Consider the following 22,086-nt stretch of genomic DNA (forward strand, 5'->3'; position numbering starts at 1 on the left):
GCACCATTCGACTCAGGAGATAACAATGCATAAAACCATTTCTCGTCGTAGCGGAGGTCAGATATTGGTGGATGCCTTGCGCATCCATGGCGTCAAAAGAGCTTTTTGTGTTCCGGGAGAAAGCTACCTCGCGGTGCTCGATGCATTGCATGACGTGCAAGAAGAAATCGATCTGGTGGTGTGCCGCCAGGAAGGTGGGGCGGCCTATATGGCAGAAGCCTACGGCAAGCTCACTGGTAAGCCAGGCATCTGCTTCGTGACCCGTGGCCCGGGTGCAACGAACGCCTCGGTTGGCGTTCACACGGCGTTCCAGGACTCATCGCCGATGATTCTGTTCATTGGCCAGGTCGCTCGCGATCAGCAGTATCGCGAAGCCTTTCAGGAAGTTGATTTTCGCCAGATGTTTGGCCCCTTGGCGAAATGGGTCGTGCAAATAGACGACACCCGCAGAATTCCCGAACTGATCAGCCAGGCGTTCCACCGAGCGGTCAACGGCAGGCCTGGGCCTGTCGTGGTCGCACTCCCGGAAGACATGCTGACCGAATTGGCGGAAGTCAGTGATGCCGGGCCGTTCAAACGCGTATTGATGACCCCGGCAGCCGAGCAAATGGCCGCCCTGCAGCAACTGCTTGAGCGATCGGAGCGGCCATTGATGGTGCTGGGTGGCAGCGGTTGGGATACCGAGTCAGTACACGACATCCGGCTTTTTGCTGAACAGCAAAATATCCCGGTTGCCGCCTCCTTTCGCTGCCAGGACCTGTTCGACAACCGACACCCGAACTATGTCGGCGATCTTGGTTTCGCCGCGTCAGCGCAGTTGTCCTCAGCGGTAAAAAACGCCGACCTGCTGCTGGTCGTAGGCTCCAGAATGGGTGAGGTTTCAACGGGCGGATATGCGGCCTTGGACATCCCGGTACCGAAACAAACCTTGATCCATATTCACCAAGGCATCGAGGAACTGGGGCGGGTTTACCAACCTGCGTTAGCAATAAACAGCAGCATGTCGACCTTTGCCAAATCAGCCGCAAAACTTCCGGCGGTGCCCAGCCAGATAAAGAGTGAATGGACGCGCACCCTCAACAAAAGCTACCGCGAAAATCTGCAACACTCGCCCTCCCCTGGCGACGTCCAGATGGCCGAAATCATTGAGTGGTTGAATCACAGACTTCCGGACGACGCGATCCTGACCAATGGCGCCGGAAACTATGCCGTCTGGCTGCAACGCTTCTATCAGTTCCGCCAATACCGCACCCAACTAGGCCCTACCAATGGCTCAATGGGCTACGGCGTTCCAGCTGCTGTGGCCGCCAAACTGACTTACCCGGACCGAGTGGTGGTTTCGTTTTCAGGAGATGGCTGCTTCTTGATGAACGGCCAGGAGATAGCGACTGCAGCGCAATATGGTGCCCATGTGATTTTCGTTGTGATCAACAACGGGATGTACGGAACCATCAGAATGCACCAGGAACGCAATTACCCTGGACGCGTGTCAGGCACTGAATTGCTCAACCCGGATTTCGCCGCACTGGCCCAAGCCTATGGCCTGCATGGCGAGGTGGTAACCGCCACGTCCGACTTTGCGCCAGCGTTTGAACGCTGCCTTGAAATGTCCCGGCCATCCTTGATTGAGGTCAGAGTCGATCCTGAAGCATTGACGCCTCGACTCAGCCTGACTCAGATCAGAGAGCAATCAAGCAACACGTAACCCGTTTATTCAGTTTTGGGCGCCTGACTCACGATTTACAAAGCGCCTTTTTTTGAGCTTGTGACTCATCAGTTCATCGACCTGTCCCACCTACAACAGCAGTCGATCAATGGCCTGAACAGCATGCATCCGCAAAGACAAACCCTGCACAACGAGCTGCACGCGCGTCCGTCACTGTATTTCGACGAGCCGGCCCATGTGTTTCATCTGGCCTTCCTTGGTGGGGAACCGGAGTGCAATGCGCTGCTGGAGCGATGCTGCCCTACCCCGATCGATCCTCATGCTGCCCAAGGCATCACCCAACTCGATGGCCACGCCCTGAAATGGGAGCGTCACGCCGAGTTCTTCACCCTGACCCTGGTAGTCACTTCATCCGGCGATGACCTGTCCTGGACATCGCTGCCCGAGGTGCTGGCGCAGAAGGTCGAAGGGCATTTGCCGCAGCTGATCAACTCGGTGCAGATCGTCGTGCGTGGCGAAGCCGGCCTGGACCTCGCCGGCTACGGCTTCAAGGACCCGTGCGGTTCCTGCGTGGGCGGTGGCGATGCGGTGGTCTGGAGCGATTTTCGTCTCAGCGAGGATGGCAACAACCACATCCTGTTCATCAACCGGCGCCTCAACGCTTACCGCCAAGGGCGGATGATCCGTCGCCTGCTGGAGATCGAGACCTACCGCATGATGGCCTCGCTGTCGTTGACCACGGCCAAGACCTTGAGCGCGCAACTGGATGTCTTTGACAAGACCTTGGTCACCCTCTCCGAGCGTAACGCCGACGCTGACAGCGGCAACGCGAAAGCCCTGCTGGCTGACATCTCCAACCTGTCAGCCCAAGTAGTCAGCAGTACCGCGAAAACCCGCCATCGCTTCAGTGCCACCCAGGCCTATGCGCAACTCGTGTACGAGCGCCTGGGCGAATTGCGAGAAAGTCACGTCGGCGATTGCCAGCGTCTTGGCGTGTTCATCGAGCGCCGCTTCAAACCCACCGTCAGGTACTGCACCGCCACTGAACAACGCCTGGAGCACCTGGCCAAAAGCGTGGCCAACCTGGGCGACCTGTTGCAGGCCCGGGTTCAGGTAGAAATGGAAGAACAGAACTCGGAAATTCTCAAAAGCCTGAACGCCCGCGCCGATGCACAGATCAAGATCCAGCGCGCCGTGGAAGGTCTGTCGATTATCGCCATTACTTACTACCTGCTGAACCTGCTCAAGCTTGGCTACTCAGGGTTGCACCTGCTCGGCGTCGAGGTGGCCCCGCGGGAGGCGATGCTGGCGATGACGCCCCTCGCGATCGCCATCCTTGCGCTGATTATTTTCCGCATCAAGAAGGTCAAAGAGCACTGATACGGTGAATCGCAGGGAAGCACTATCACCCATCATGACGGGAACATATCCAGTGTGCGCTCAACCTCTTGAATGTCGATTGTGAAGCCATCGCCCTCTGGCGTTCCGACCACAAAGCCAAAATTCTGGTTGTCGCGATCCGTCAGGTACTTGAAGTAGCTGACGAAACGGTTCGGTGGCTGCAGCACCAGCAACGAACCACCCTGCGGCAGTACATTGACACCATGTACAAGCTGGCTCCCTTCGACCCCCACCACGGTCCGCGCCCCGGCGCACGTCGCCACTATGGTCGGGACATCGGTTTTCAAAGGATTGATTATGCGAAAACCCCTGGTCTTGCGCAGATGCTCAGCGAGCTCGATTTCATTGCGCAATAAACGCAAGTCACCGTCGCCACCCCGGAGAATGAACACGCCAGGGTGAGACTCATAGCTCACGTGCGACAGGAGCTTTTCACCCATGGCACGGAAACGTAAATGCCTGCTTTGATTGTTGCTCACATCGTCGAACAGCACGAGTTCACGAAAAAACGCACTGTGCAAGCGAAGCGGCTTCATATCAAACCAGTCCTCATAGGCGGGTGCCTGGGTAAATAGAGGAAACCTGGCGGATGGCGCGGTGGTTACCGGGACGCCTTCATCGCATGCCAATGAATAGGTCGGGCAGTCTTCCATCAACCAAGTACCAAACCATGTGTTTCCATTTTGCGTGCAGTACGCGGCACCGCGTTCGATCTCCTTTTCCACGATAATTCGCGGAAACATACCAGGCTTGAGAGACAACCAATGACTTGCATTGTCCTTGTAGAGCGCGCCATCGATCAGCCAGACATCCTTGATCAGGTAGCCACGTGTCGGGCCTTGTACTACATCGCCCAGCCCTTCCATTGTGCGAGCGGGATGCTCGAAAGGATAAAAGCGCTTCGCCTCCCATCCTGTCACACGGTCCATTTGATTGGGCAGGAAGAAAGCCGGTGGAGAATGCGATATCCCACCCGGAGCAATATCCCAGGTTTTAACCGCCAGTTTTTTTAAGCTGACCTCCGCCTTTCGTGCGAGTCTTTTTCTTGCCATATACCGGTAGGCGGCAAGGGTCCATTTTTTTCGGCTGCCAGCGGTCGAAGTGCTTATTTGCGAGACATCGCTTTCCATGAAAAGTCCTCCCTGCGGAACAGGGTCAATAGCCAGACGTGAAGCGCTCTGTTTATGTCAGTCGTGGAAATTGTTCAGTTGGATGCAATCCTTTTCATGATGGGTGGTGTCTGCAAATTGGCGTAGCGACTACGCAAGGTTTCGAGAAACTGTTCGCCTGAGCTCTTGGCGCAATAAAGATAAATTTTGTGCAGCCCGCCAAATACCATTTCATGATAACGGCTGGCGACTTCCTCATCGCTGGGTCCATCCGGCAAGCCAAGGTGAAGGGTCAGTTCCTTACCTTCGACAGCGAATAGCGGCGTGTCCCAAAGGAATTTGGCAGCCCCTGTCTTGGGCAGCCGGACAAACATGTAAGCGTGGTTTCCCAAGGAATCAATATCACCGCCACGCCTTCTTTTCCATTTCAGAAGTCCGTCATCTGGTCGTGCCAGGCAAAGACCGATGTCGTAGTAATCGAAGCCATTGTCTATCGCCCATTCAAGTGCCATGAAGGTGGTAATCGAGTTCACTTCACGCAGTCTTTTGGCATCTGAAAAAATCGCCTCGGTATATCCGAAACGTAGCGTGCTCCAGTAGCGTTTTCCGCCCCGGGTTATTACGCAGCCAAGGTGGCATGCAACAACCTCGTCCTCCAGCATGATCAGGTCGAGCCGGCCGACAGTCTTGGCGATCCTGAAAACCTCCTGCGTGGCAAATTGCGCAGCGTGGATGCCTTGCCTTGCCGTGGCATAAGGTCGAAGCATTTCCTTGTCTGCCTTTTCAATGTCTTCATCCAACAGCGTCTGGACCATTCGGTAGCGCAGTCGGTTCTTGCGTATATTTCGACGCAATTCACTATCGTATTTTGTGGTGATCTCCTCGATGGATCGCCCCAGCGGTACGACGGCGCTCAGATACAAGGGCACATACAAGGCCCCCGAGGTCGGCATTTCACTGACCACTACCACATGACTCGACGCGCCAGGTTCCGGTTCGCTGTCGACCATGGGGGACTCACCTTGGGTCTTTCCCCTTATGAGAAGCTTGGCCATCTCCCGCTTCTTTTTCCTTCCGATATAGAGGATTTCGTAAGGACTTTCGTTCTGCACTCTGAACCTGGCAATCTCCCAGCGCCAGAAACACGCACGTCCAAGAATATCTCGCAACCAGTTTGAAGCGTTTCTTATCTCATACCGCATTGACGGAGATATGAGTTTGCGGATAACTGCCGCCAAGTTCTCTTTCATTTCTTCGTCATCCTTTGAACTTTCTTTTGGGTAAATCCGAAAAAGATCAAGGCGGAACTTCAAGAGGCGTGCTTAAACCTTGATATAAAAGACATATTTGATGAGGAACGCTCTCACGTTCAGTGACTAGTAAAGATCAAGGTAGCGACTTTGCAAGCGGCATGGGGTGGCATCAGTCGTCTATTTCATGACGCCAATTTTTCTTCCAGCCCCGTAGAAGCGTAAGCGTGCGGCAAACACACGGGAATGCAAGCGCCCTGCTAATTGACGTGGAGTGTCACCTCCAAAATCGTCCTTAGTCAGCGCCCTGAGTATTTAACGGAGTGACTGCGTCAGTGCTTGAAGGAGAGACATTAAGAAAGTCATTCCATACCTCGTAAGCATCGTGATGCCGTTTGGTTGCCTCTTCCCATTCTGGTCCTGAAACACATTTGGAAGAGACCAGCGTCATCATGCCCATCGTTGCGGCGTCCAGCTCGATAAGGAAAGCGTGAGATTGGATCCTGAAATCTTCGACCGATGGCATTACGTGTTCCCCCGGCGGATTACACCGCTATTAAGGAGCGACTGCTCCTCGGACGGTGGAGTACCGCCAACAGGGAAAATTCAGGCAGTCTGACCGCCGGTACGATTCATTGTCCAAGCTGATCGCCGAAGGTCGTGAGGCTATAATCTTGAAGACACGCCGCTCCTTCACTACTGTAATTAGCATTGACGCTGGACGGGGCCAAGCCGGTTCCGGTGCTACGCTTTCATTTCCTGATAGAGAACGAAGCGATGCCCACCGAACTATCACCCCCCATACTCACGACTGTAGCCATGAAACGGATCCTGATCGGTGGTATTACCGCAGCAATTATCGGCACGATGACGTATGGATTTTTCCAATGGAAAATCGTCGAAAGTCACAAGCACGACATTCTGTGCGGAGAGGCCAAGCAGACGCTGAAAGACGTGGAAATCCGGGCGCGGGCGTTGGCTGCCGGGCTGTCTGTAGAAGACTATGGCAAGGCTGAAGAAGACGAAGTGGCAACACTCATTGGTGCGCTCGACGCCGCCAAAAGCGACGCTGAGGTCGACTCGGTCATAGAGGCTCACGCTGCCACCATCGAAGCGGTGGATGCGGCTATTGACGCAGAGGTTGATACCCGAGGCGATCAGATATTCCTCGAACAACGACTCGTGAAACAGCGGATACCGGTCGACGTCAAACAAGAACTGCAACGCGCCGCGAAGGCCGTTAGTGTCAGGTGCAGTTAGTATTCAACAGTGCCCTACCCCACAGCCCCCAAGTAATAGTTCTGTGTCTCTTCGCGCGCGGCCAATTCGGCTGCCGAACCTTCATCCACACCCCGTACGAACCTCAGCCTGCACCCGGTTTACGGACGGGAGGTTGATCATGGTCAATACTTAGAGACTGGATGTACGTCGCACGAGCCGCACGTCGGGCGGCTAATCCACGGGAGGTTCGTCATGTCCGGTCAATCCCGCTTCATGCTGGTTGCATCACCGCTGATGGAACACAGCCCCGCTTTCGACAGGGCCGCTGCGCTGGCCAAGGCCGAAGACGCCGCGCTGCACATCGTCGCCTTCGATTACCTTGAAGGCCTGGCGACCGCCAGTCTGGTCAACGAAAAGGCCCTGGAGCAGATGCGCGTGGGCTACGTCGAGCGCCACCGCCAATGGCTTGAGGAACAGGCCCGCCCCTTGCGCAAAATCGGTGTGCACGTCACCACCGAAGTGGCCTGGGTCGAACGCCCATTGGAGGAAATCCTGATTCACCTCAAAGAGCAGCCGATGGACGTGCTGATCAAGGCACTGGAGCACGAATCGCTGCTGTCACGGCTGATGTTTACCCCGCTCGATGTGCATTTGCTGCGCGAATGCCCGGTGCCGCTGCATTTCGTCAGCCACGCCGTGCACGCCTTGCCGCGAAAGATCGTCGCGGCGGTCGACCCTTTTCATCGCGATGACCATTACAAAACCTTCAACGACCGGATCCTTCACGAGGCGGCGAAACTGGCGAGCGCCTGTAATGCCGAGCTCGATGTGGTCTACGCCTATGACCTTTCATCCATCAGCGCCGACGAGTTCGGCTTCGACAACGGGTCGGCGTTCTTCTCGTCGGGCAAGGCCAGGACCGTATTCGATTACCAGGAGGATGCCTTCAACGACCTGGCCGAGCGCAACGGCATCGCGCCAGAGCAGCGGCACATGATCATGGGTAACCCGTCCAAGGTCCTCACCCGCTATGTCGATGCCTATGACGTTGACGTGATTGTCATGGGCCGGATCGGCCATCGCGGCATGGGCCGGCTGATCGGCAGTACGGTGGAGCATCTGCTGTACAAAATGCCGTGCAGCGTTTGGGTGGTGTACTCCGAGCGGCTGGATGAATAGCTGCGATACACGCGGTCCCTGTAGGAGCTGCCGCAGGCTGCGATCTGTTGATCTTGACCCTGTCGCGTCGAATGAAGATCAAAAGATCGCAGCCTGCGGCAGCTCCTACAATGCCCTCTTCAGATAGGTGAATGAGGTCAACGCCGGGTGATCACCACCTCAAGGTATTCACTCGGCACCACCAGCGATTTCTCTCCCGCTCTGTTCATGCGGTTGATCAGTTCGGTCAGGTCGTTTTCCAGCGCTTGGGCGCCTTCAGGAGGCAGCGCTGCGAACGCCTTGTGAACCGGGCCGTACCAGGTGCGGAACGTATCGATGAAATGCGCGGCCGAGCGGTAGCGGAAGTTGAAAGTCTTGCGCGTCACCTGGAGCAGAAAGTCACGTTCGTCGAACTGCGTATGCAGCCAGGCTTCGGTGCCCCACTGCGAAGGCGGTTGAGCGCCTGGCGGTGGCGGCAGGTGGCGGCCGAGGGTTTTGAACATCTGGCCGACAAACCCTTCGGGCGTCCAGTTGGCCAGGCCGATCCGGCCTCCGGGACGACAGACTCGCGCCAGCTCCGCGGCGGCCTTGGGTTGGTCCGGCGTAAACATCACCCCGAAGGTCGAAAGCACGGCATCGAAGCTGGCATCCTCGAACGGCAAGGCTTCAGCGTCAGCCACTTGAAACGTGACTTCCAGGCGTTCCGCCCTGGCCCGGTCTTCGCCGCGTTCCAGCAGCGTGGCCACGTAGTCGGTCGACGTGACATGGCAACCACGGCGCGCGGCAGCGAGCGTCGCGTTACCGTTGCCGGCGGCCACGTCGAGCACGCGTTCATCGCAAAGCAGGTCGCAGGCTTCGGCCAGTTGCTCGCCGACGATCTGCAAGGTGGTGCCAATCACGGCATAGTCGCCACTGGCCCAAGAGGCCATCTGACGGTTTTTCAAGGCAGTAAGATCAATGGGTGTACTCATGGATTCTTTCTCTGGCGGAGTTGGATCACTGAGCAGGAACTGGCGGACGCTTACTCCGCCGTAGTGGGATCGATAATGTTCATGACCTGGGAAACGCTGTTGGCAGGGAAACCACCCAGCCTGGCGTGTTCCCGGATGAGCTCCGCGTTCGGCGCGATGTACACGCAGTAGAGCTTGTCACCGGTGACGTAACTCTGCAGCCACTGCACCTCTGGCAGATCGCGCAAGACCCTGCACGACTTTTGCGAGACGGCTTTCAAATCCCTTTCTGACAGTGTTCCAGCACCCGGAATCTCGCGTTCTATAACGAACTTAGGCATGGCAACCTCTCATTCTTGTTATTGATGACAGGGTCGGCAGACCCTGTGTGCCAACTATCGCGCCGGGCAACGCTGGCGTCCTGCCCGATCGTCGGCCAACCCTGCCCGATCGTCCGGAGATTTCACAGTTTGCGGCGACAGGCTCACAATCAAGCTCACCACCCAAAGCAGCCGCCCACACGGGAAAACCATCATGGACGCCCTGTCCCAGACGCTGCGCGTCGTCCGCCTGGTCGGCGCGATTTTTATCAATGCCAGGTTCACTGCCCCCTGGTGCTACCAGTCGCCGAGCGCCGACACGGCGGCGCCGTTTCTGGAGCCCGGCGCCGAACGCGTGGTGATCTTCCACTTGATCACCGAAGGCGAGTGTTATGTCGAACTGGGTGATGATCCCCCGCTCCTGCTGACGGCCGGTGATGTGGTGGTTTTCCCGCAGGGAGACGCCCATCGCATGAGCTCTAAACCGGGGCTCGCGCCCGCTAAGGGTGCGCGGCTGGACGTGGTACTGGCGCGCCGTCCACGGCAATTGAGCTATGGCGGTGGCGGCGCGGTAACACGGTTGGTGTGCGGTTATCTGGCGTGCGATACGCGGTTGGCGGGGATGTTGCTTACCGGGTTGCCGGCGGTGGTCCGGGTCAATGTGCGCGGCTCGAATGCCGGTATCTGGCTGGAATCGTCGGTCCGTTATGCGCTGGCCGAAGCGCGCTCGCCCCGCCCCGGCGGCGAAGGTGTGCTGGCGAAACTGGCCGAGGTGTTGTTCATCGAAGTGCTGCGCCTGTACATGCACGAACAGGGCGAAGGTCGCACCGGTTGGCTGGCGGGGGTGGGCGACCGGATTGTCGGCGCCGCCCTCAACGCGCTGCACAAAAAACCGTGTCACGCCTGGACGCTGGATGAGCTGGCGCGCACTGCCGGCACTTCAAGATCGGTGTTGGCGGAGCGCTTTCAGCAACTGGTGGGGAGTTCGCCGATGCAGTACCTGACGCAATGGCGGATGTTGCTGGCGGCCAACCTGTTACGCAGCAGTAACAGTTCGTTGATGCGGATTGCCGAAGAGGTGGGCTACCAGACCGACACGGCGTTCAGTCGGGCGTTTCGTCGAGAGTATGGAGCGCCACCGGCAGCGTGGCGGCGCAGTCAGGAGAAAAAACCAATGGCCCACGGCGCGCAGCCTGTGAGCCATTGATTTGAAGTGTTACGCAGCGGGTGCTTTAGCCTCTTCCAGCAACTGCTGAATCACTTTCTCCTGAGTCCCGTAGCTGCCTTCACCAAAGTGGGTGAAACGCACCTGACCCTTGGCATCGATCAGGTAGTGAGCCGGCCAGTACTGGTTGTCGAAATTGCGCCAGATCGCGTAGTTGTTGTCGATGGCCACCGGGTAGGTGATGCCGAGCTTTTTCACCTGATCCTTGACGTTGTCGATGATGCGTTCAAAACCGTATTCAGGGGTGTGGACGCCGATCACCACGAGGCCATCCTTCTCGTATTTTTTCGCCCAGTCTTTCACGTAGGGCAAGGTGTGCTGGCAGTTGATGCAGTCGTAGGTCCAGAAGTCCACCAGCACCACTTTGCCTTTCAGGGACTCATTGGTCAGGGCCGGCGAGTTAAGCCATTGCACTGCGCCGGAAATTGACGGCATGGCGCCTTTGGCGTTGTCCATGGACGAGTCTGCATTGACCTTGCTGACGAAGTAATCGACGACTTTCGGTACGGTTTCCAACACACTTTTCTCGATGCTGCTGACGCCTTCGGACGAAGTACCGGCCAGCAGTGTTTTGTCGGCACCAGTGGAAATCATCGCCGCCGCCGCCAGCACCGCAACACCCGTACCACGACGCAGCCAACCGGTGACCGGGATCGACGCTTTCAAGCGATTGACCAAGCCGCGACCGGCGAAGATCAAGGTGCCCAGGGACAATGCGCTGCCCAGGCCGTACGCCACCAGCAACAGGCTGGTTTGAGCGTTTGCACCTTGCAGCATGGCGCCCGTGAGGATGACCCCGAGGATCGGCCCGGCGCACGGTGCCCAGAGCAGACCGGTGGCGACACCGATCATGACCGAGCCCAGCGGACCGGACATTTTGCGGGTGTCCGGATCGAGGCGGTTACCCAACGCCACAAAGGGACGGGCCAACCAGTCACCGACACGGGCGGAAATCAGCGACAGGGCGAACACCGTCATCACGATCAGCGCTACGTGGCGACCGGTATTGTTGGCTTGTACCACCCACTCGCTGCTGACCACGGCCAGGCTGGAGATCAGGGCGAAGGTCAGGACCATGCCGCCGAGGGTGAGCAGGATCGAGGAACGTGTGCGTTTAACACCGGCGAACAGGAATGGCACGACCGGGAGGATGCAGGGGCTGAGGACGGTCAATATGCCGCCCAGGAAAGCGATGAGAAACATGGGATCACCTTTGAATATGGCGGTTCGGCTCGAGATCCACCCCTCACCCTAACCCTCTCCCCAGAGGGGCGAGGGGACTGACCAAGTGGTTTGTCCGAGCTGCTGCGACGTGTAATACCGAGTCGAACTCAAGATTTGAAAAGCATGGAGATCCGCCCCCTTTCCCCCTCTTCCCACTGGGGAGAGGGCTGGGGTGAGGGGTGGCTCTCACTGACACCCTCAAGCAGTCTGGGTATCCAGCAACTGCCCCTGCTGCGTGCGGCCCGAACCATCCTCTGCCAGAAAAGCGCTCCCACCCTTCTCCCCCACCGGCGTCAGCTGGAAGCAAGTCGCGCTGCCGCAGCTTTTCTGTTCAACAGCCGCGTTGGCATGGGCAGCGGCGCCAGCCGCGGAGAAGGCAATGGCAGTCAAAAAGCGGGTGACGTTGTTCATGATGTTCTTCCTGTTTCAATTGGGATGGGCAATGCGTCAGCGCAGCACTCAGTTGTCTGAGTTGCAGCCATCAGCAAATTTGCGATAGTCCAGAACCTGGGTTTTGTTATGCGAATCCAGGTAAGTCAGCTGGGCATCCACAACCCCACAGGAAGTCGAGGCATCCTGCTTCAGCGACACCACTTTCTTAATGTCCAGGTGCGAGCCGTAGGTGTAGGTTTTAGCGGTGACATCGGCTTCGGCGCGGGCCGACAAGGTGCAGATGTTCAGGGCGGCAAACAGGCAAGCGGCGTAGACGGCTTTGGTGTTCATGGTGGTTTCCTCAAGGCTTCAATAGGTCAATCGTTTAGTGGGCCGAGGCGATTTGATTTGCCTCGATGGAACCTATTAGAAGCCCGCGAGGTATCCCGACTGTGTCGGAAACAGGCGCGTGTAAATCGGTACGTATCAAAACCGGGCCGGGATACACAGCGATACAAAAGCCCTGAAAATGGGTGTTTTTGCGTCCACGTGTATCCGCCGACAGGCCAGATACACTGCAATACAAAGGACTGCGGGCGAGCGGGCCAAGGCTCGATAGACTGCGCGACATCCCCCACCTACAGAGGCCTGGCCAAATGGAACACGTCGATCACATTCTCATCGTGGACGATGACCGCGAGATCCGGGAGCTGGTAGGCAACTACCTGAAGAAAAACGGCCTGCGCACCACCGTCGTGGCGGATGGACGGCAAATGCGCACCTTCCTGGAATCCACCCCGGTGGACCTGATCGTGCTCGACATCATGATGCCGGGCGACGATGGCCTGATGCTGTGCCGTGAGTTGCGTGCCGGCAAACACAAGGCCACGCCGGTGCTGATGCTCACCGCGCGCAACGATGAAACCGACCGCATCATCGGCCTGGAAATGGGCGCCGACGATTACCTGGTCAAGCCATTCGCCGCCCGTGAACTGCTCGCCCGAATCAACGCCGTATTGCGCCGCACGCGGATGCTGCCGCCCAACCTCGTGGTCACCGAAAGCGGTCGCTTGCTGGCCTTTGGGCGCTGGCGCCTGGACACCTCGGCCCGGCACTTGCTCGATGAAGACGGCACGATGGTCGCGCTCAGTGGTGCGGAATATCGGTTGCTGCGGGTATTCCTCGATCACCCTCAGCGGGTGCTCAATCGCGATCAATTGCTGAACCTGACCCAAGGCCGCGATGCCGACCTGTTCGACCGTTCCATCGACTTGCTGGTCAGCCGCTTGCGCCAGCGCTTGCTGGACGATGCCCGCGAACCGGCCTACATCAAAACCGTGCGCAGCGAAGGTTATGTGTTTTCCCTGCCGGTGGAAGTGCTCGGGGCGCCCTCATGAACCTCTCGATGCGCTGGCCTCGCACCCTCGCCTCGCGGCTGTCGCTGATCTTCCTGATCGGCTTGATTCTCGCGCAGGCGCTGTCTTTCGGCGCGCAATACTACGAGCGCTACGAAAGCACGAAGAACACCATGCTGGGCAATCTGGAAACCGACGTCTCGACCTCCATCGCCATCCTCGACCGCTTGCCGGCTGAAGAACGCATGAGTTGGCTGCAACAACTGGATCGACGTAACTACCGCTATTTGTTGAACGAAGGCTCGCCGGGCATGCCCATGAGCGATTCGCCAATCGCGATGACGTCGATCAAAGAGGCTATCGGCAAGGATTACCCGATGACGATGACCGACATCCCCGGGCCGGATAAACATTTTCAGGTCCACCTAAAACTGGCGGACGGCAGCCCGGTGACCATCGACGTGCGTCCCTCGATGGTGCCGTTGTCGCCGTGGTTACCCATCGTGTTGCTCGGGCAACTGGCACTGATGCTCATCTGCACCTGGCTGGCCGTGAGAATCGCCATCCGCCCCCTCACCCGCCTGGCCCAAGCGGTAGAGACCCTGGACCCCAACACCCACGCGGTGCATCTGGATGAGAGAGGCCCGACCGAAGTCGCGCATGCCGCCATGGCCTTCAATTCGATGCAGGCGCGCATCGCCGCTTACCTGAAGGAGCGCATGCAACTGCTGGCGGCGATTTCCCACGACCTGCAAACCCCGATCACCCGCATGAAACTGCGCGCCGAATTCATGGACGACTCCGCCGAGAAAGACAAACTCTGGAATGATCTTGGCGAGATAGAACACCTGGTGCGCGAAGGCGTGGCCTATGCCCGCAGCGTGCATGGCGCCACCGAGGAAAGTCGCCGCACCAATCTGGATTCGTTCCTCGACAGCCTGGTGTTCGACTATCAGGACATGGGCAAAGACGTTCAGCTGGGCGGTAAAAGTGACGCGGTGATCAACACCCGGCCGCACGCCTTGCGGCGGGTGCTGGTGAACCTGACGGACAACGCATTGAAGTTCGCTGGCGCCGCCGAATTGCGGGTGGAAGCGAAGGCTGACGGCAGTTTGTCGGTGAAGGTGATGGACCGCGGGCCAGGGATTGCCGAGGAAGAATTGGCTCAGGTGATGGAACCGTTTTATCGCGTGGAGAATTCGCGCAACCGCAGTACCGGCGGAACCGGGTTGGGGTTGGCGATTGCGCAGCAGTTGGCGTTGGCGATCGGGGGATCGTTGACGTTGAGTAATCGCGAGGGAGGTGGGTTGTGCGCGGAGCTTAGATTGCCGGCTCAGTAGCTGATCGTTCCCGTGCTCTGCGCGGGAACGATCAGCTCAGGGTCAGGCCGGGTAGTTGGCCCGCAGGGCCTCAAGGCCACCCTGATAGATACCGGTAAACAGCGCCACCACTTCCCCGTCACTCACCCCGACAGGTGAAAACCGCCCGGACCAGGTCACTCGCGCGCCCTGCCCCTGCGCTTCAACACTGATAGTCGCCAGATAGTCAGTAGCCGGAAACGGCGCCTGCAAGATCGAATAACTGTAAGTCTTCCCAGCGTTATCAAACGCCTCCAACCGCTCAACCACCACCGCCCCGTCCGCCGTCTGCAAGCTACGCACCCGGCCGCCTTCACTCAGCTCGCTTTTGGGAATAAACGGCAGCCAGTCCGGCAGCGAGTCAAAGCCGCCAATCAATTGCCAAACCTGGTCGGCGGTCGCCGGGATGTCGATGAATGCTGATGCTGTAGCCATGAAATATTCTCTCTCAATCAATAAGGTTCAGATTGCCATGCTGTCGACGACGCCGCCGTCAACCCGCAAAGCCGCGCCAGTAGTCGCCGACGACAGCGGCGAGGCGATATAAGCCACCAGATTCGCGACTTCCTCAACATCCGCCACACGCTGGATGATCGAACTCGGCCGGGCCTTGCGCACGAAGGCGTCAGCTTCTTCCCGAACACTGCGGCCGGATTCGGCGGTGGCGTCTTTGAGCATCTGCTCCAGGCCATCGGTCAACGTCGGGCCAGGCAGGATTGCGTTGACCGTCACCCCAGTGCCCGCCAGCCGCTTGGCCAGACCATGGGACACCGCCAGATTGGCACTTTTGGTCACGCCGTAGTTGATCATGTCGGCCGGTGTTGCGACTCCGGATTCCGAGGACAGGAAAATCACCCGGCCCCAGCCCTGCTTGACCATGTCCGGCACGTAATGGCGTGACAGGCGAACGCCGGAGATCACGTTGACCTCATAAAAACGCGTCCACTCGCTGTCCGGTGCGTCGAAGAAATCCACGTCGTTGAAGATCCCGAGGTTGTTCACCAGGATGTCCGCCCGTGGCTCGGCGGCGAACAACAACTCGGCGCCTTCGGCCGTGCCGAGGTCTGCGGTCAGGCCACGCAACTGCGCGTCCGGCACGCTCTGGCGAATGCTCGCCAGCGCGTGGTCGACCTTGGGCGTCTCGCGGCCGATCACCACCACCGTGGCGCCGGATTCGGCCAGCGCCTTGCTGATGCCCAGGCCAATACCGGCGGTGCTACCGCTGACAATGGCGAGTTTTCCAGTCAGATCGATTTTCATGCTCAACCTCCAATAATCGGCAATGGCGCACGTTCGGACACCAGTTTCGCGTCGCGCATCGCCTGCCAGAACGCAGCGGGAATGACGGCCGACATCGCGGCAACGTCTTCAGCAATCCGGTCCGGACGGCTGGAACCTGGAATCACCGCCGCCACGGCCGGGTTCGCCAGGGAGAATTGCAACGCAGCTGCCTTGATGTCGACACCATGCGCGGCAGCGATGCGCTTGATGTGCTCAACTTTGTTGATGATCGCCGGGCTGGCTTTCTGGTACTCGAAGTGTGCACCACCGGCCAGAATGCCCGAGCTGTAAGGACCACCGACCACGATCTCGACATTCTGCGCCAACGCGGCGTCCATCAGACGTTGCAACGCACGATCGTGGTCGAGCAGCGTGTAGCGACCCGCCAGCAAAAAACCGTCCGGCTGGGCTTCGGTCAGATCCAGGGTCAGTTCGCACGGCTCAACCTTGTTCACGCCCAGGCCCCAGCCCTTGATCACGCCTTCTTCGCGCAAACGGGTCAGCACTTTGAAGGCACCGGTGCGGGCCTGGTTGAAGTATTCCAGCCATTGATCGCCGTAGAAGTCCTGAGCGATGTCATGCACCCAGACGATGTCCAGACGATCGGTTTGCAGGCGCTTGAGGCTGTCTTCGATGGAGCGCATCGTGGCGTCGGCGCTGTAGTCGTTGACGATCTTGTTCGGGCGGCCGTGTTCGAACACACCGCTCTTCTCGCCCAAGTCACGGGCCGCCGCATCTTCAACTTCATCGAGAATGACCCTGCCGACTTTGCTGCTCAGCACATAGTCATCGCGGTTGTACTGGGCCAGCGCGGCGCCCAGACGAATTTCCGACAGGCCCGACCCGTAAAACGGCGCGGTGTCGAAGTAACGCACGCCGGCATCCCAGGCCGCGTGGACGGTGGCCATCGCCTCTTCTTCAGGAATGGCGCGGAACATGTTGCCCAATGGGGCGGTGCCGAAACCCAGCGCGCCGGGCAGTTTGTCTTTCAAGCTCATGATTCAATCCTCGTCAGTTTCAGAGGTCAGCAGAGGTGACCGTTGAGCAGATGCTAGATTGCGATGATCGGACCGTCCAAGACATAATACGCAGCACTTGAGTCCCTAGAGGTCTGACATGATCGACATCCGCCAATTGCGCTACTTCGTCGCCGTCGCCGAAGAAGAACACGTCGGTCGCGCCGCCGAACGCCTGCACATTTCCCAGTCGCCCCTGAGCCGGCAGATCGCCCAACTCGAAGAGCGCCTGGGCCTGACCCTGTTCGAACGCAGCCAGCAACGCATTCGCCTGACCCGCGATGGCCAGACTTTCCTGGCGGAAACCCGTGCCCTGCTGACCCACGCCAATCGCCTGGAATCCCTGGGCAAGCGCCTCGGTCGTGGCGAAGAAGGCGGCCTGTGCATCGGCTACATCGAAAACGCCATGCACGCCGGCGTTTTACCCAATGCCTTGCGGGTGCTGCGGGTCGACCGGCCGAACGTGCACGTCGCGCTGTACAACCTCAATTCCGCCGAACAACTCGAAGGCCTGCGTCAGCGTAGTCTGGATATCGCACTGGTCAGCGAACCGCCCGTCGCCGACGACCCGGACCTGCTGGGTTTTCAAGTGCTGGACGATCCGATGCTGCTGGCCCTGCCCGAGCACCATCCTTTGGCGAACAACCCAACACTGACCCCGGCAGACCTGGCCGATCAGGAATGGATCGGCGTGCAACCCCGCCAGGACGCCGCCAGCCGCGACGACTTCGTCAGCGCCTGCATCCGCGCCGGTTTCACCCCGGACATTCGTATGGAAGCCACTGAACCGTTTACCGCGTTGGGATTGGTGGCATCGGGGCTGGGCATCGCCATGATCCAGAAAGGCCTGAGCCGCAACGCACCGCCCGGCGTGGTGCTGCGGGAAGTGCCGTGGATTTCCTTCACCACGCCGCTGTGGGCCGCGTGGCACCGGATCAATTTGCGACCGCTGGTGGAGACGTTCAGGAAGGTGCTGACCGAGCCCGGCCCCGCCACATGATCGTTGGGAATGCAGCCCGGGACGCTCCGCGTCCCTTTCGCGAGCTGGAACGCGGAGCGTCCCTTGAGGCATTCCCACGCAGAGCGTGGGAACGATCGGTTAGTGTGGCGAAGGCGCTTGCCTCCTCGCCACACGTTTGGTGCTTTACTGAAAAGACCCCGAATTCCTGCGAGAAGCCCGGATGAACCGCAACGACCTGCGCCGCGTCGATATGAACCTGCTGGTGATTTTCGAAACCCTGATGTTCGAAAAGAACCTGACCCGGGCCGGGGAGAAGCTGTTTCTCGGCCAGCCCGCCGTCAGTGCCTCACTGGCCAAGTTGCGCGACCTGTTCGACGACCCGCTGCTGGTGCGTAACGGTCGCGTGCTGGAGCCGACCCAGCGTGCCTTGGCGATCCTCAAGGAATTGCAGCCGGCGATGGACACCATCTCTGGCGCGGTCAGCCGGGCCAAGGATTTCGACCCGTCCACCAGCCGCGATGTGTTTCGCATCGGCCTGTCCGACGACGCCGAGTTCGGCCTGTTTCCGCCGTTGCTCAAGCAAATACGCGAAGAGGCGCAGAACATTGTGGTGGTGGTGCGGCGGGTGAATTTCCTGCTGATGTCATCGATGCTCTCCAGCGGGGAAATTTCCGTCGGGATCAGCTACACCACGGAGCTGCCGGCCAATGCCAAGCGCAAGAAGCTGCGCGACCTGAGCGTCAAGATCCTGCGCGGCGATGACCGGCCCGGCACCCTGACCCTGGATGAATACTGCGAACGCCCTCACGCGCTGGTGTCGTTTTCCGGGGATTTGACCGGTGCCATCGATAGCGACCTCGCGCGCATCGGCCGCTCACGCCGGGTGGTGCTGGCGGTGCCGCAGTTCGCCGGCCTGCGCGCCCTGCTGGCCGGCACCGACATGCTCGCCACGGTGCCGGATTACGCGGCGTGCGCGCTGATCGAAGGCAGCAGCCAGCTGCGGGCCGACGACCCGCCGTTTGACATCAACCTGTCCGAACTGTCCATGGTCTGGAACGGCGTCAACGATAACGATCCGGCAGAACGTTGGTTGCGCTCGCGAATTGCCCAACACATGTCGGCGCCGCTACCGGAGCACTAACCGATTGGAAAGATGCGGGGTCGGTTTCGCGCAGGTATACCGGCAGGTCAGTGACCGGTGGCATGACCGGGATCTCGAAATACATCTGGATCACCCAGCCGCGGTGATAACTGGCGTGATTGACCACATGCATCAGTATCGCGCCGGCGCTCATGATGCCGCTTTCCCCCGAGACAAAGCTGAACTCGACGGGTTTATCCAGCGAGGCATCGGTCTGTCGTTCGCTCCAGTCGCAGTACCAGTGATCGATGTCCTTTTGTGCCAGGCGCAACTCGGCGAGGTCGGGGTGCAGCAGATCGTGTGAAGTTTTAAAGCCGTGCCCTCGGCCTTCGAGGTGGGCTCGCCAGATGCAGTCCACCACATAGATGTGGTTCAGGGTACCGATCATGTTCTTGAACACCGACACGCGCTCTTTATTGACCTCACCCGGCGGCAGTGCGGCCAGGCTGTCAAAGAGGCGTTGATTGGCCCAGCGTTTGTAATCGGCAAGCATGCGGGCAGTGCGTACGTTGATCATTGGAGGTCTCCCATTGTGATGGGCGCACTGCCAAGCATAGCCCTCAGGGCGAGCGGCATTGCAAACGCTGATTACCGGTCACTTCGTGGTGTGGCTAGTATCGTCGTCACCCGATCGGCCAGCGCCAGGCAACTGGTCAAGCCCGGCGATTCGATTCCGAACAGGTTCACCAGCCCCGGCACACCATGCTCAGCCGGGCCACTAATGACAAAGTCGGCCGCCGGTTCGGTCGGCCCGGTGATTTTCGGGCGGATGCCGCTGTAGGCCGGTTGCAGGCTGTTATCGGGCAATGCCGGCCAGTAGCGCCGGATCGCCTCGTAGAAGCCATCCGCTCGGCGTGGATCCACACGATAATCGACGTGATCGACCCATTCGACGTCCGGCCCGAAGCGCGCCTGGCCGCCCAGATCCAGCGTCATGTGCACGCCCAGCCCTGCGCTCTCCGGTGCCGGATACACCAAATGCCGGAACGGCGCCCGGCCGCTGAAACTGAAATAGCTGCCCTTGCACAATCGTGCCTCGGGAACATGCTGCGACGGCAGACCTTCAATCCGGCTCGCCACCTCAGGCGCGGACAGTCCGGCGCAATTGATCAACTCGCGACAGCTCAAGGTCATGGGTTGGGCGCCGCCCATCTGCAGTTCGAAACCTTGCTCGGTGCAACGGGACGACGCCAGTGGCGTATGAAAAACCAGCGACGTGCCGCTGGCCTCGGCATCCGCCTGAAGCGCCAGCATCAAGGCATGGGAATCGACAATCCCGGTAGACGGCGACCAGAGCGCAGCGACGCAGGACACTGCCGGCTCAAGTTCCCGCGCCTGTTCGGCATCCAGCCATTGCAGGTCATCGACGCCGTTGCTGCGACCCTGCGCCAACAACTTCTGCAAGGCCGCGCACTGACCGTCATCCGTGGCCACGATCAGCTTGCCCAGGCGCCGATAATCGACGCCGCGCTCATCGCAAAAGGCATAAAGGCGTTGCTTACCCTCCACGCACAATTGCGCCTTGAGGCTGCCGCTCGGGTAGTAAATGCCGGCGTGGATCACTTCCGAATTGCGCGAGCTGATGCCCACACCAATGCCCTCGCCCGCCTCGACCAGGATCACTTCCCGCCCGCTGCGGGCCAGGGCTCTGGCGACCGCCAGCCCGACCACACCGGCCCCGACCACCACGCATTCGATATCGACGCTCACCTGCCCTCCGCTCCTTTCACGCCAGCCCTCGTTCCCGATAATCGATCAGGCTGGAGAATATCGCCAGCAGCATGGCCATGACCACGAAGAAGATCAGCACCAGGAAGTACGACCCGGTGAACTGCACGATCAGCCCGATCAGGATCGGCACGATCACCCCGGCCATGTTCCCGCAGAAGTTCATGGTGCCGGCCAGTACGCCGGTTTTCGAGGTGCCGCCGAGGATCGACGGAATGCACCAGTACATGCCGCACCAGCGAATGAAAAACATCGCCACACAGAGCAAGCCGATCGCTTTGCTGGCCTCGCTCGCATACGCCACCGCCAGCATGCACAGGGCCGCCACCAGCGCCGAGCCGCTGAACATGCTGCGCATCACCAGATTGGGCGAGGCGCCGCTGGATTTCCATTTGTCGCCGAGATAACCGCCGACCAGCTCGCCGACAAAACCGCACATGAAGATCAGGAACGTCGCCCCGCCCATGCTCGAAATGTTCAGGCCGTGGGTCTGGTGCAGGTAGCTCGGCATCCAGGTCAGCAGTCCGTAGAACACGCTGAGAATGCAGCAGTAACCGGCGAACATCGCCAGCACCGAACGATCCTTGAGCAGCTCCTTGAGCGGAATGCTGGTGACCGCGCCGGGTTGGCTGACTTTGATATTGCCTTCGGTGATGTGCGCCAGTTCCGCAGCATTCACCCCAGGGTGTTCGCTGGGATGGTTGCGGATGTATTTCCAGGCCAGCACGCCGGCGAGCATGGTGCCGACGCCGGCGATCACGAAGGCGATGCGCCAGGAGTCGAACCAGCCGATCAGGCCGGCAATGATGATCGCGCCGAAGGCACTGCCCAGCGGTGCACCGCCATCGACCAGCACCGCGCCGCGTCCGCGTTCGTTAGGCGTCAGCCAGGCGCCGTTGAGCTTGGCCCCGGCCGGCATGATCGGCGACTCGGCAATGCCCAGGCCCATGCGGGTGATCAGCAGCGTGATCCAGTTGTGCGCGCCGGCGGCCAGGGCTTGAAAGGCACCCCAGGCGACGGTCGCGATGACGATCACACGGCGAGTCTGAAAACGGTCCAATAACATGCCGCCGGGTATCTGCATCAATGCGTAGGACCAGAAAAACGCGCTGAGCATCAAGCCTTCCAGCGCTGGCGGAATCTGGAACTCACTGGAAATCAGCGGTAAGGCCACCGACAGCGAGGCGCGGTCGATGTAGTTGATCGCGGTCAACAGCAACATGATGAGGAAGATCCGCCAGCGCACGTTGGTGGGGCGCTCGGTTGCGGACGCGGCGGTCAGCCGCAGGGTTTCGGCACTCGGATTGTTCATGAGGGGCGCTCTTATTGTTGTGAAGGCTTGCGGCCCCA

22 protein-coding genes are annotated in these 22,086 nt (G+C 59.4%); 9 read left to right on the forward strand and 13 right to left on the reverse strand.

Translation table 11 applies throughout. The annotated features are described in order from the left end of the window. Positions 1 to 25 precede the first annotated feature (25 nt). Together ACMXYJ_RS21755 and ACMXYJ_RS21760 are read left to right on the forward strand one after the other, a co-directional pair. Complete coding sequence (locus ACMXYJ_RS21755) at positions 26 to 1,705, forward strand: thiamine pyrophosphate-binding protein (RefSeq protein ID WP_415756859.1); 1,680 nt, start codon at positions 26 to 28, stop codon at positions 1,703 to 1,705. Between the two features lie 123 nt (positions 1,706 to 1,828). Next, positions 1,829 to 3,046 carry a DUF3422 domain-containing protein gene (locus ACMXYJ_RS21760; RefSeq protein ID WP_415760781.1) on the forward strand — a complete coding sequence of 406 codons (1,218 nt, stop codon included), beginning with the start codon at positions 1,829 to 1,831 and terminating at the stop codon, positions 3,044 to 3,046. Between the two features lie 32 nt (positions 3,047 to 3,078). Here ACMXYJ_RS21760 and ACMXYJ_RS21765 read toward each other — a convergent pair whose 3' ends face one another. Beyond that, complete coding sequence (locus tag ACMXYJ_RS21765; protein ID WP_415756860.1) at positions 3,079 to 4,197, reverse strand: glycosyltransferase 61 family protein; 1,119 nt, start codon at positions 4,195 to 4,197, stop codon at positions 3,079 to 3,081. 74 nt (positions 4,198 to 4,271) lie between these two features. Next, positions 4,272 to 5,426 carry a hypothetical protein gene (locus tag ACMXYJ_RS21770; RefSeq protein WP_415756861.1) on the reverse strand — a complete coding sequence of 385 codons (1,155 nt, stop codon included), beginning with the start codon at positions 5,424 to 5,426 and terminating at the stop codon, positions 4,272 to 4,274. Between the two features lie 819 nt (positions 5,427 to 6,245). Here ACMXYJ_RS21770 and ACMXYJ_RS21775 point away from each other — a divergent pair. Both ACMXYJ_RS21775 and ACMXYJ_RS21780 read left to right on the forward strand, forming a co-directional pair. Next, on the forward strand, positions 6,246 to 6,686 hold the full coding sequence (locus tag ACMXYJ_RS21775) for a hypothetical protein (protein WP_415756862.1): 441 nt from the start codon (positions 6,246 to 6,248) through the stop codon (positions 6,684 to 6,686). Positions 6,687 to 6,899: 213 nt separating this feature from the next. Continuing rightward, a complete protein-coding gene (locus tag ACMXYJ_RS21780; protein ID WP_415756863.1) occupies positions 6,900 to 7,826 on the forward strand; it encodes a universal stress protein in 927 nt (308 codons plus the stop codon). A gap of 137 nt (positions 7,827 to 7,963) precedes the next feature. Here ACMXYJ_RS21780 and ACMXYJ_RS21785 read toward each other — a convergent pair whose 3' ends face one another. Beyond that, the gene (locus tag ACMXYJ_RS21785) at positions 7,964 to 8,776 is read right to left on the reverse strand and encodes a class I SAM-dependent methyltransferase (RefSeq protein ID WP_415756864.1); all 813 of its coding nucleotides are present in this window, start codon (positions 8,774 to 8,776) and stop codon (positions 7,964 to 7,966) included. A 50-nt stretch (positions 8,777 to 8,826) separates the two neighbouring features. Further along, positions 8,827 to 9,096 carry a DUF4242 domain-containing protein gene (locus tag ACMXYJ_RS21790; protein WP_415756865.1) on the reverse strand — a complete coding sequence of 90 codons (270 nt, stop codon included), beginning with the start codon at positions 9,094 to 9,096 and terminating at the stop codon, positions 8,827 to 8,829. 193 nt (positions 9,097 to 9,289) lie between these two features. Here ACMXYJ_RS21790 and ACMXYJ_RS21795 point away from each other — a divergent pair, with 193 nt between their 5' ends. Further along, complete coding sequence (locus tag ACMXYJ_RS21795; RefSeq protein WP_415756866.1) at positions 9,290 to 10,282, forward strand: AraC family transcriptional regulator; 993 nt, start codon at positions 9,290 to 9,292, stop codon at positions 10,280 to 10,282. Between the two features lie 9 nt (positions 10,283 to 10,291). Here ACMXYJ_RS21795 and ACMXYJ_RS21800 read toward each other — a convergent pair whose 3' ends face one another. The 3 genes from ACMXYJ_RS21800 to ACMXYJ_RS21810 all read right to left on the reverse strand — a co-directional run bounded on the left by ACMXYJ_RS21800 (position 10,292) and on the right by ACMXYJ_RS21810 (position 12,247). After that, positions 10,292 to 11,503, reverse strand: coding sequence for a cytochrome c biogenesis protein DipZ (locus tag ACMXYJ_RS21800; RefSeq protein ID WP_415756867.1), 1,212 nt, complete (start codon positions 11,501 to 11,503; stop codon positions 10,292 to 10,294). Positions 11,504 to 11,722: 219 nt separating this feature from the next. Then, complete coding sequence (locus ACMXYJ_RS21805; RefSeq protein WP_415756868.1) at positions 11,723 to 11,935, reverse strand: hypothetical protein; 213 nt, start codon at positions 11,933 to 11,935, stop codon at positions 11,723 to 11,725. 48 nt (positions 11,936 to 11,983) lie between these two features. Further along, positions 11,984 to 12,247 (reverse strand): DUF2790 domain-containing protein, encoded by a 264-nt coding sequence (locus ACMXYJ_RS21810; protein ID WP_415756869.1) that lies wholly within the window; start codon positions 12,245 to 12,247, stop codon positions 11,984 to 11,986. A gap of 305 nt (positions 12,248 to 12,552) precedes the next feature. On the opposite strand from ACMXYJ_RS21810, the gene ACMXYJ_RS21815 reads away from it, so the two are divergent. Beyond that, positions 12,553 to 13,293, forward strand: coding sequence for a response regulator (locus ACMXYJ_RS21815; RefSeq protein WP_033060285.1), 741 nt, complete (start codon positions 12,553 to 12,555; stop codon positions 13,291 to 13,293). Further along, positions 13,290 to 14,591 carry a sensor histidine kinase gene (locus ACMXYJ_RS21820; RefSeq protein ID WP_415756870.1) on the forward strand — a complete coding sequence of 434 codons (1,302 nt, stop codon included), beginning with the start codon at positions 13,290 to 13,292 and terminating at the stop codon, positions 14,589 to 14,591. The genes ACMXYJ_RS21815 and ACMXYJ_RS21820 overlap by 4 nt, the downstream gene beginning before the upstream one ends. A 42-nt stretch (positions 14,592 to 14,633) precedes the next feature. Here ACMXYJ_RS21820 and ACMXYJ_RS21825 read toward each other — a convergent pair whose 3' ends face one another. The 3 genes from ACMXYJ_RS21825 to ACMXYJ_RS21835 are packed head-to-tail and all read right to left on the reverse strand — an operon-like array spanning position 14,634 to position 16,888. Continuing rightward, positions 14,634 to 15,044: an SRPBCC family protein gene (locus tag ACMXYJ_RS21825; protein ID WP_415756871.1), complete on the reverse strand. Its 411-nt coding sequence runs from the start codon at positions 15,042 to 15,044 to the stop codon at positions 14,634 to 14,636. A 27-nt stretch (positions 15,045 to 15,071) separates the two neighbouring features. Continuing rightward, positions 15,072 to 15,869, reverse strand: coding sequence for an SDR family NAD(P)-dependent oxidoreductase (locus tag ACMXYJ_RS21830; protein ID WP_415756872.1), 798 nt, complete (start codon positions 15,867 to 15,869; stop codon positions 15,072 to 15,074). A 2-nt stretch (positions 15,870 to 15,871) separates the two neighbouring features. Then, complete coding sequence (locus ACMXYJ_RS21835) at positions 15,872 to 16,888, reverse strand: aldo/keto reductase (protein WP_415756873.1); 1,017 nt, start codon at positions 16,886 to 16,888, stop codon at positions 15,872 to 15,874. 118 nt (positions 16,889 to 17,006) lie between these two features. Here ACMXYJ_RS21835 and ACMXYJ_RS21840 point away from each other — a divergent pair, with 118 nt between their 5' ends. Then, positions 17,007 to 17,906: a LysR substrate-binding domain-containing protein gene (locus tag ACMXYJ_RS21840; protein WP_008156947.1), complete on the forward strand. Its 900-nt coding sequence runs from the start codon at positions 17,007 to 17,009 to the stop codon at positions 17,904 to 17,906. 181 nt (positions 17,907 to 18,087) lie between these two features. Next, a complete protein-coding gene (locus tag ACMXYJ_RS21845) occupies positions 18,088 to 19,008 on the forward strand; it encodes a LysR substrate-binding domain-containing protein (RefSeq protein WP_415756874.1) in 921 nt (306 codons plus the stop codon). Here the strand turns inward: ACMXYJ_RS21845 and ACMXYJ_RS21850 are convergent. The 3 genes from ACMXYJ_RS21850 to ACMXYJ_RS21860 all read right to left on the reverse strand — a co-directional run bounded on the left by ACMXYJ_RS21850 (position 18,929) and on the right by ACMXYJ_RS21860 (position 22,048). After that, complete coding sequence (locus tag ACMXYJ_RS21850) at positions 18,929 to 19,525, reverse strand: DinB family protein (protein WP_415756875.1); 597 nt, start codon at positions 19,523 to 19,525, stop codon at positions 18,929 to 18,931. The genes ACMXYJ_RS21845 and ACMXYJ_RS21850 overlap by 80 nt on opposite strands. A 71-nt stretch (positions 19,526 to 19,596) precedes the next feature. Next, positions 19,597 to 20,718: an NAD(P)/FAD-dependent oxidoreductase gene (locus ACMXYJ_RS21855; RefSeq protein ID WP_415756876.1), complete on the reverse strand. Its 1,122-nt coding sequence runs from the start codon at positions 20,716 to 20,718 to the stop codon at positions 19,597 to 19,599. A gap of 16 nt (positions 20,719 to 20,734) precedes the next feature. Beyond that, positions 20,735 to 22,048, reverse strand: coding sequence for an MFS transporter (locus ACMXYJ_RS21860; RefSeq protein ID WP_415756877.1), 1,314 nt, complete (start codon positions 22,046 to 22,048; stop codon positions 20,735 to 20,737). Positions 22,049 to 22,086 lie beyond the last annotated feature (38 nt).

Source organism: Pseudomonas arabinosi (genome assembly GCF_047758675.1).
Lineage (GTDB): Bacteria > Pseudomonadota > Gammaproteobacteria > Pseudomonadales > Pseudomonadaceae > Aquipseudomonas > Aquipseudomonas arabinosi.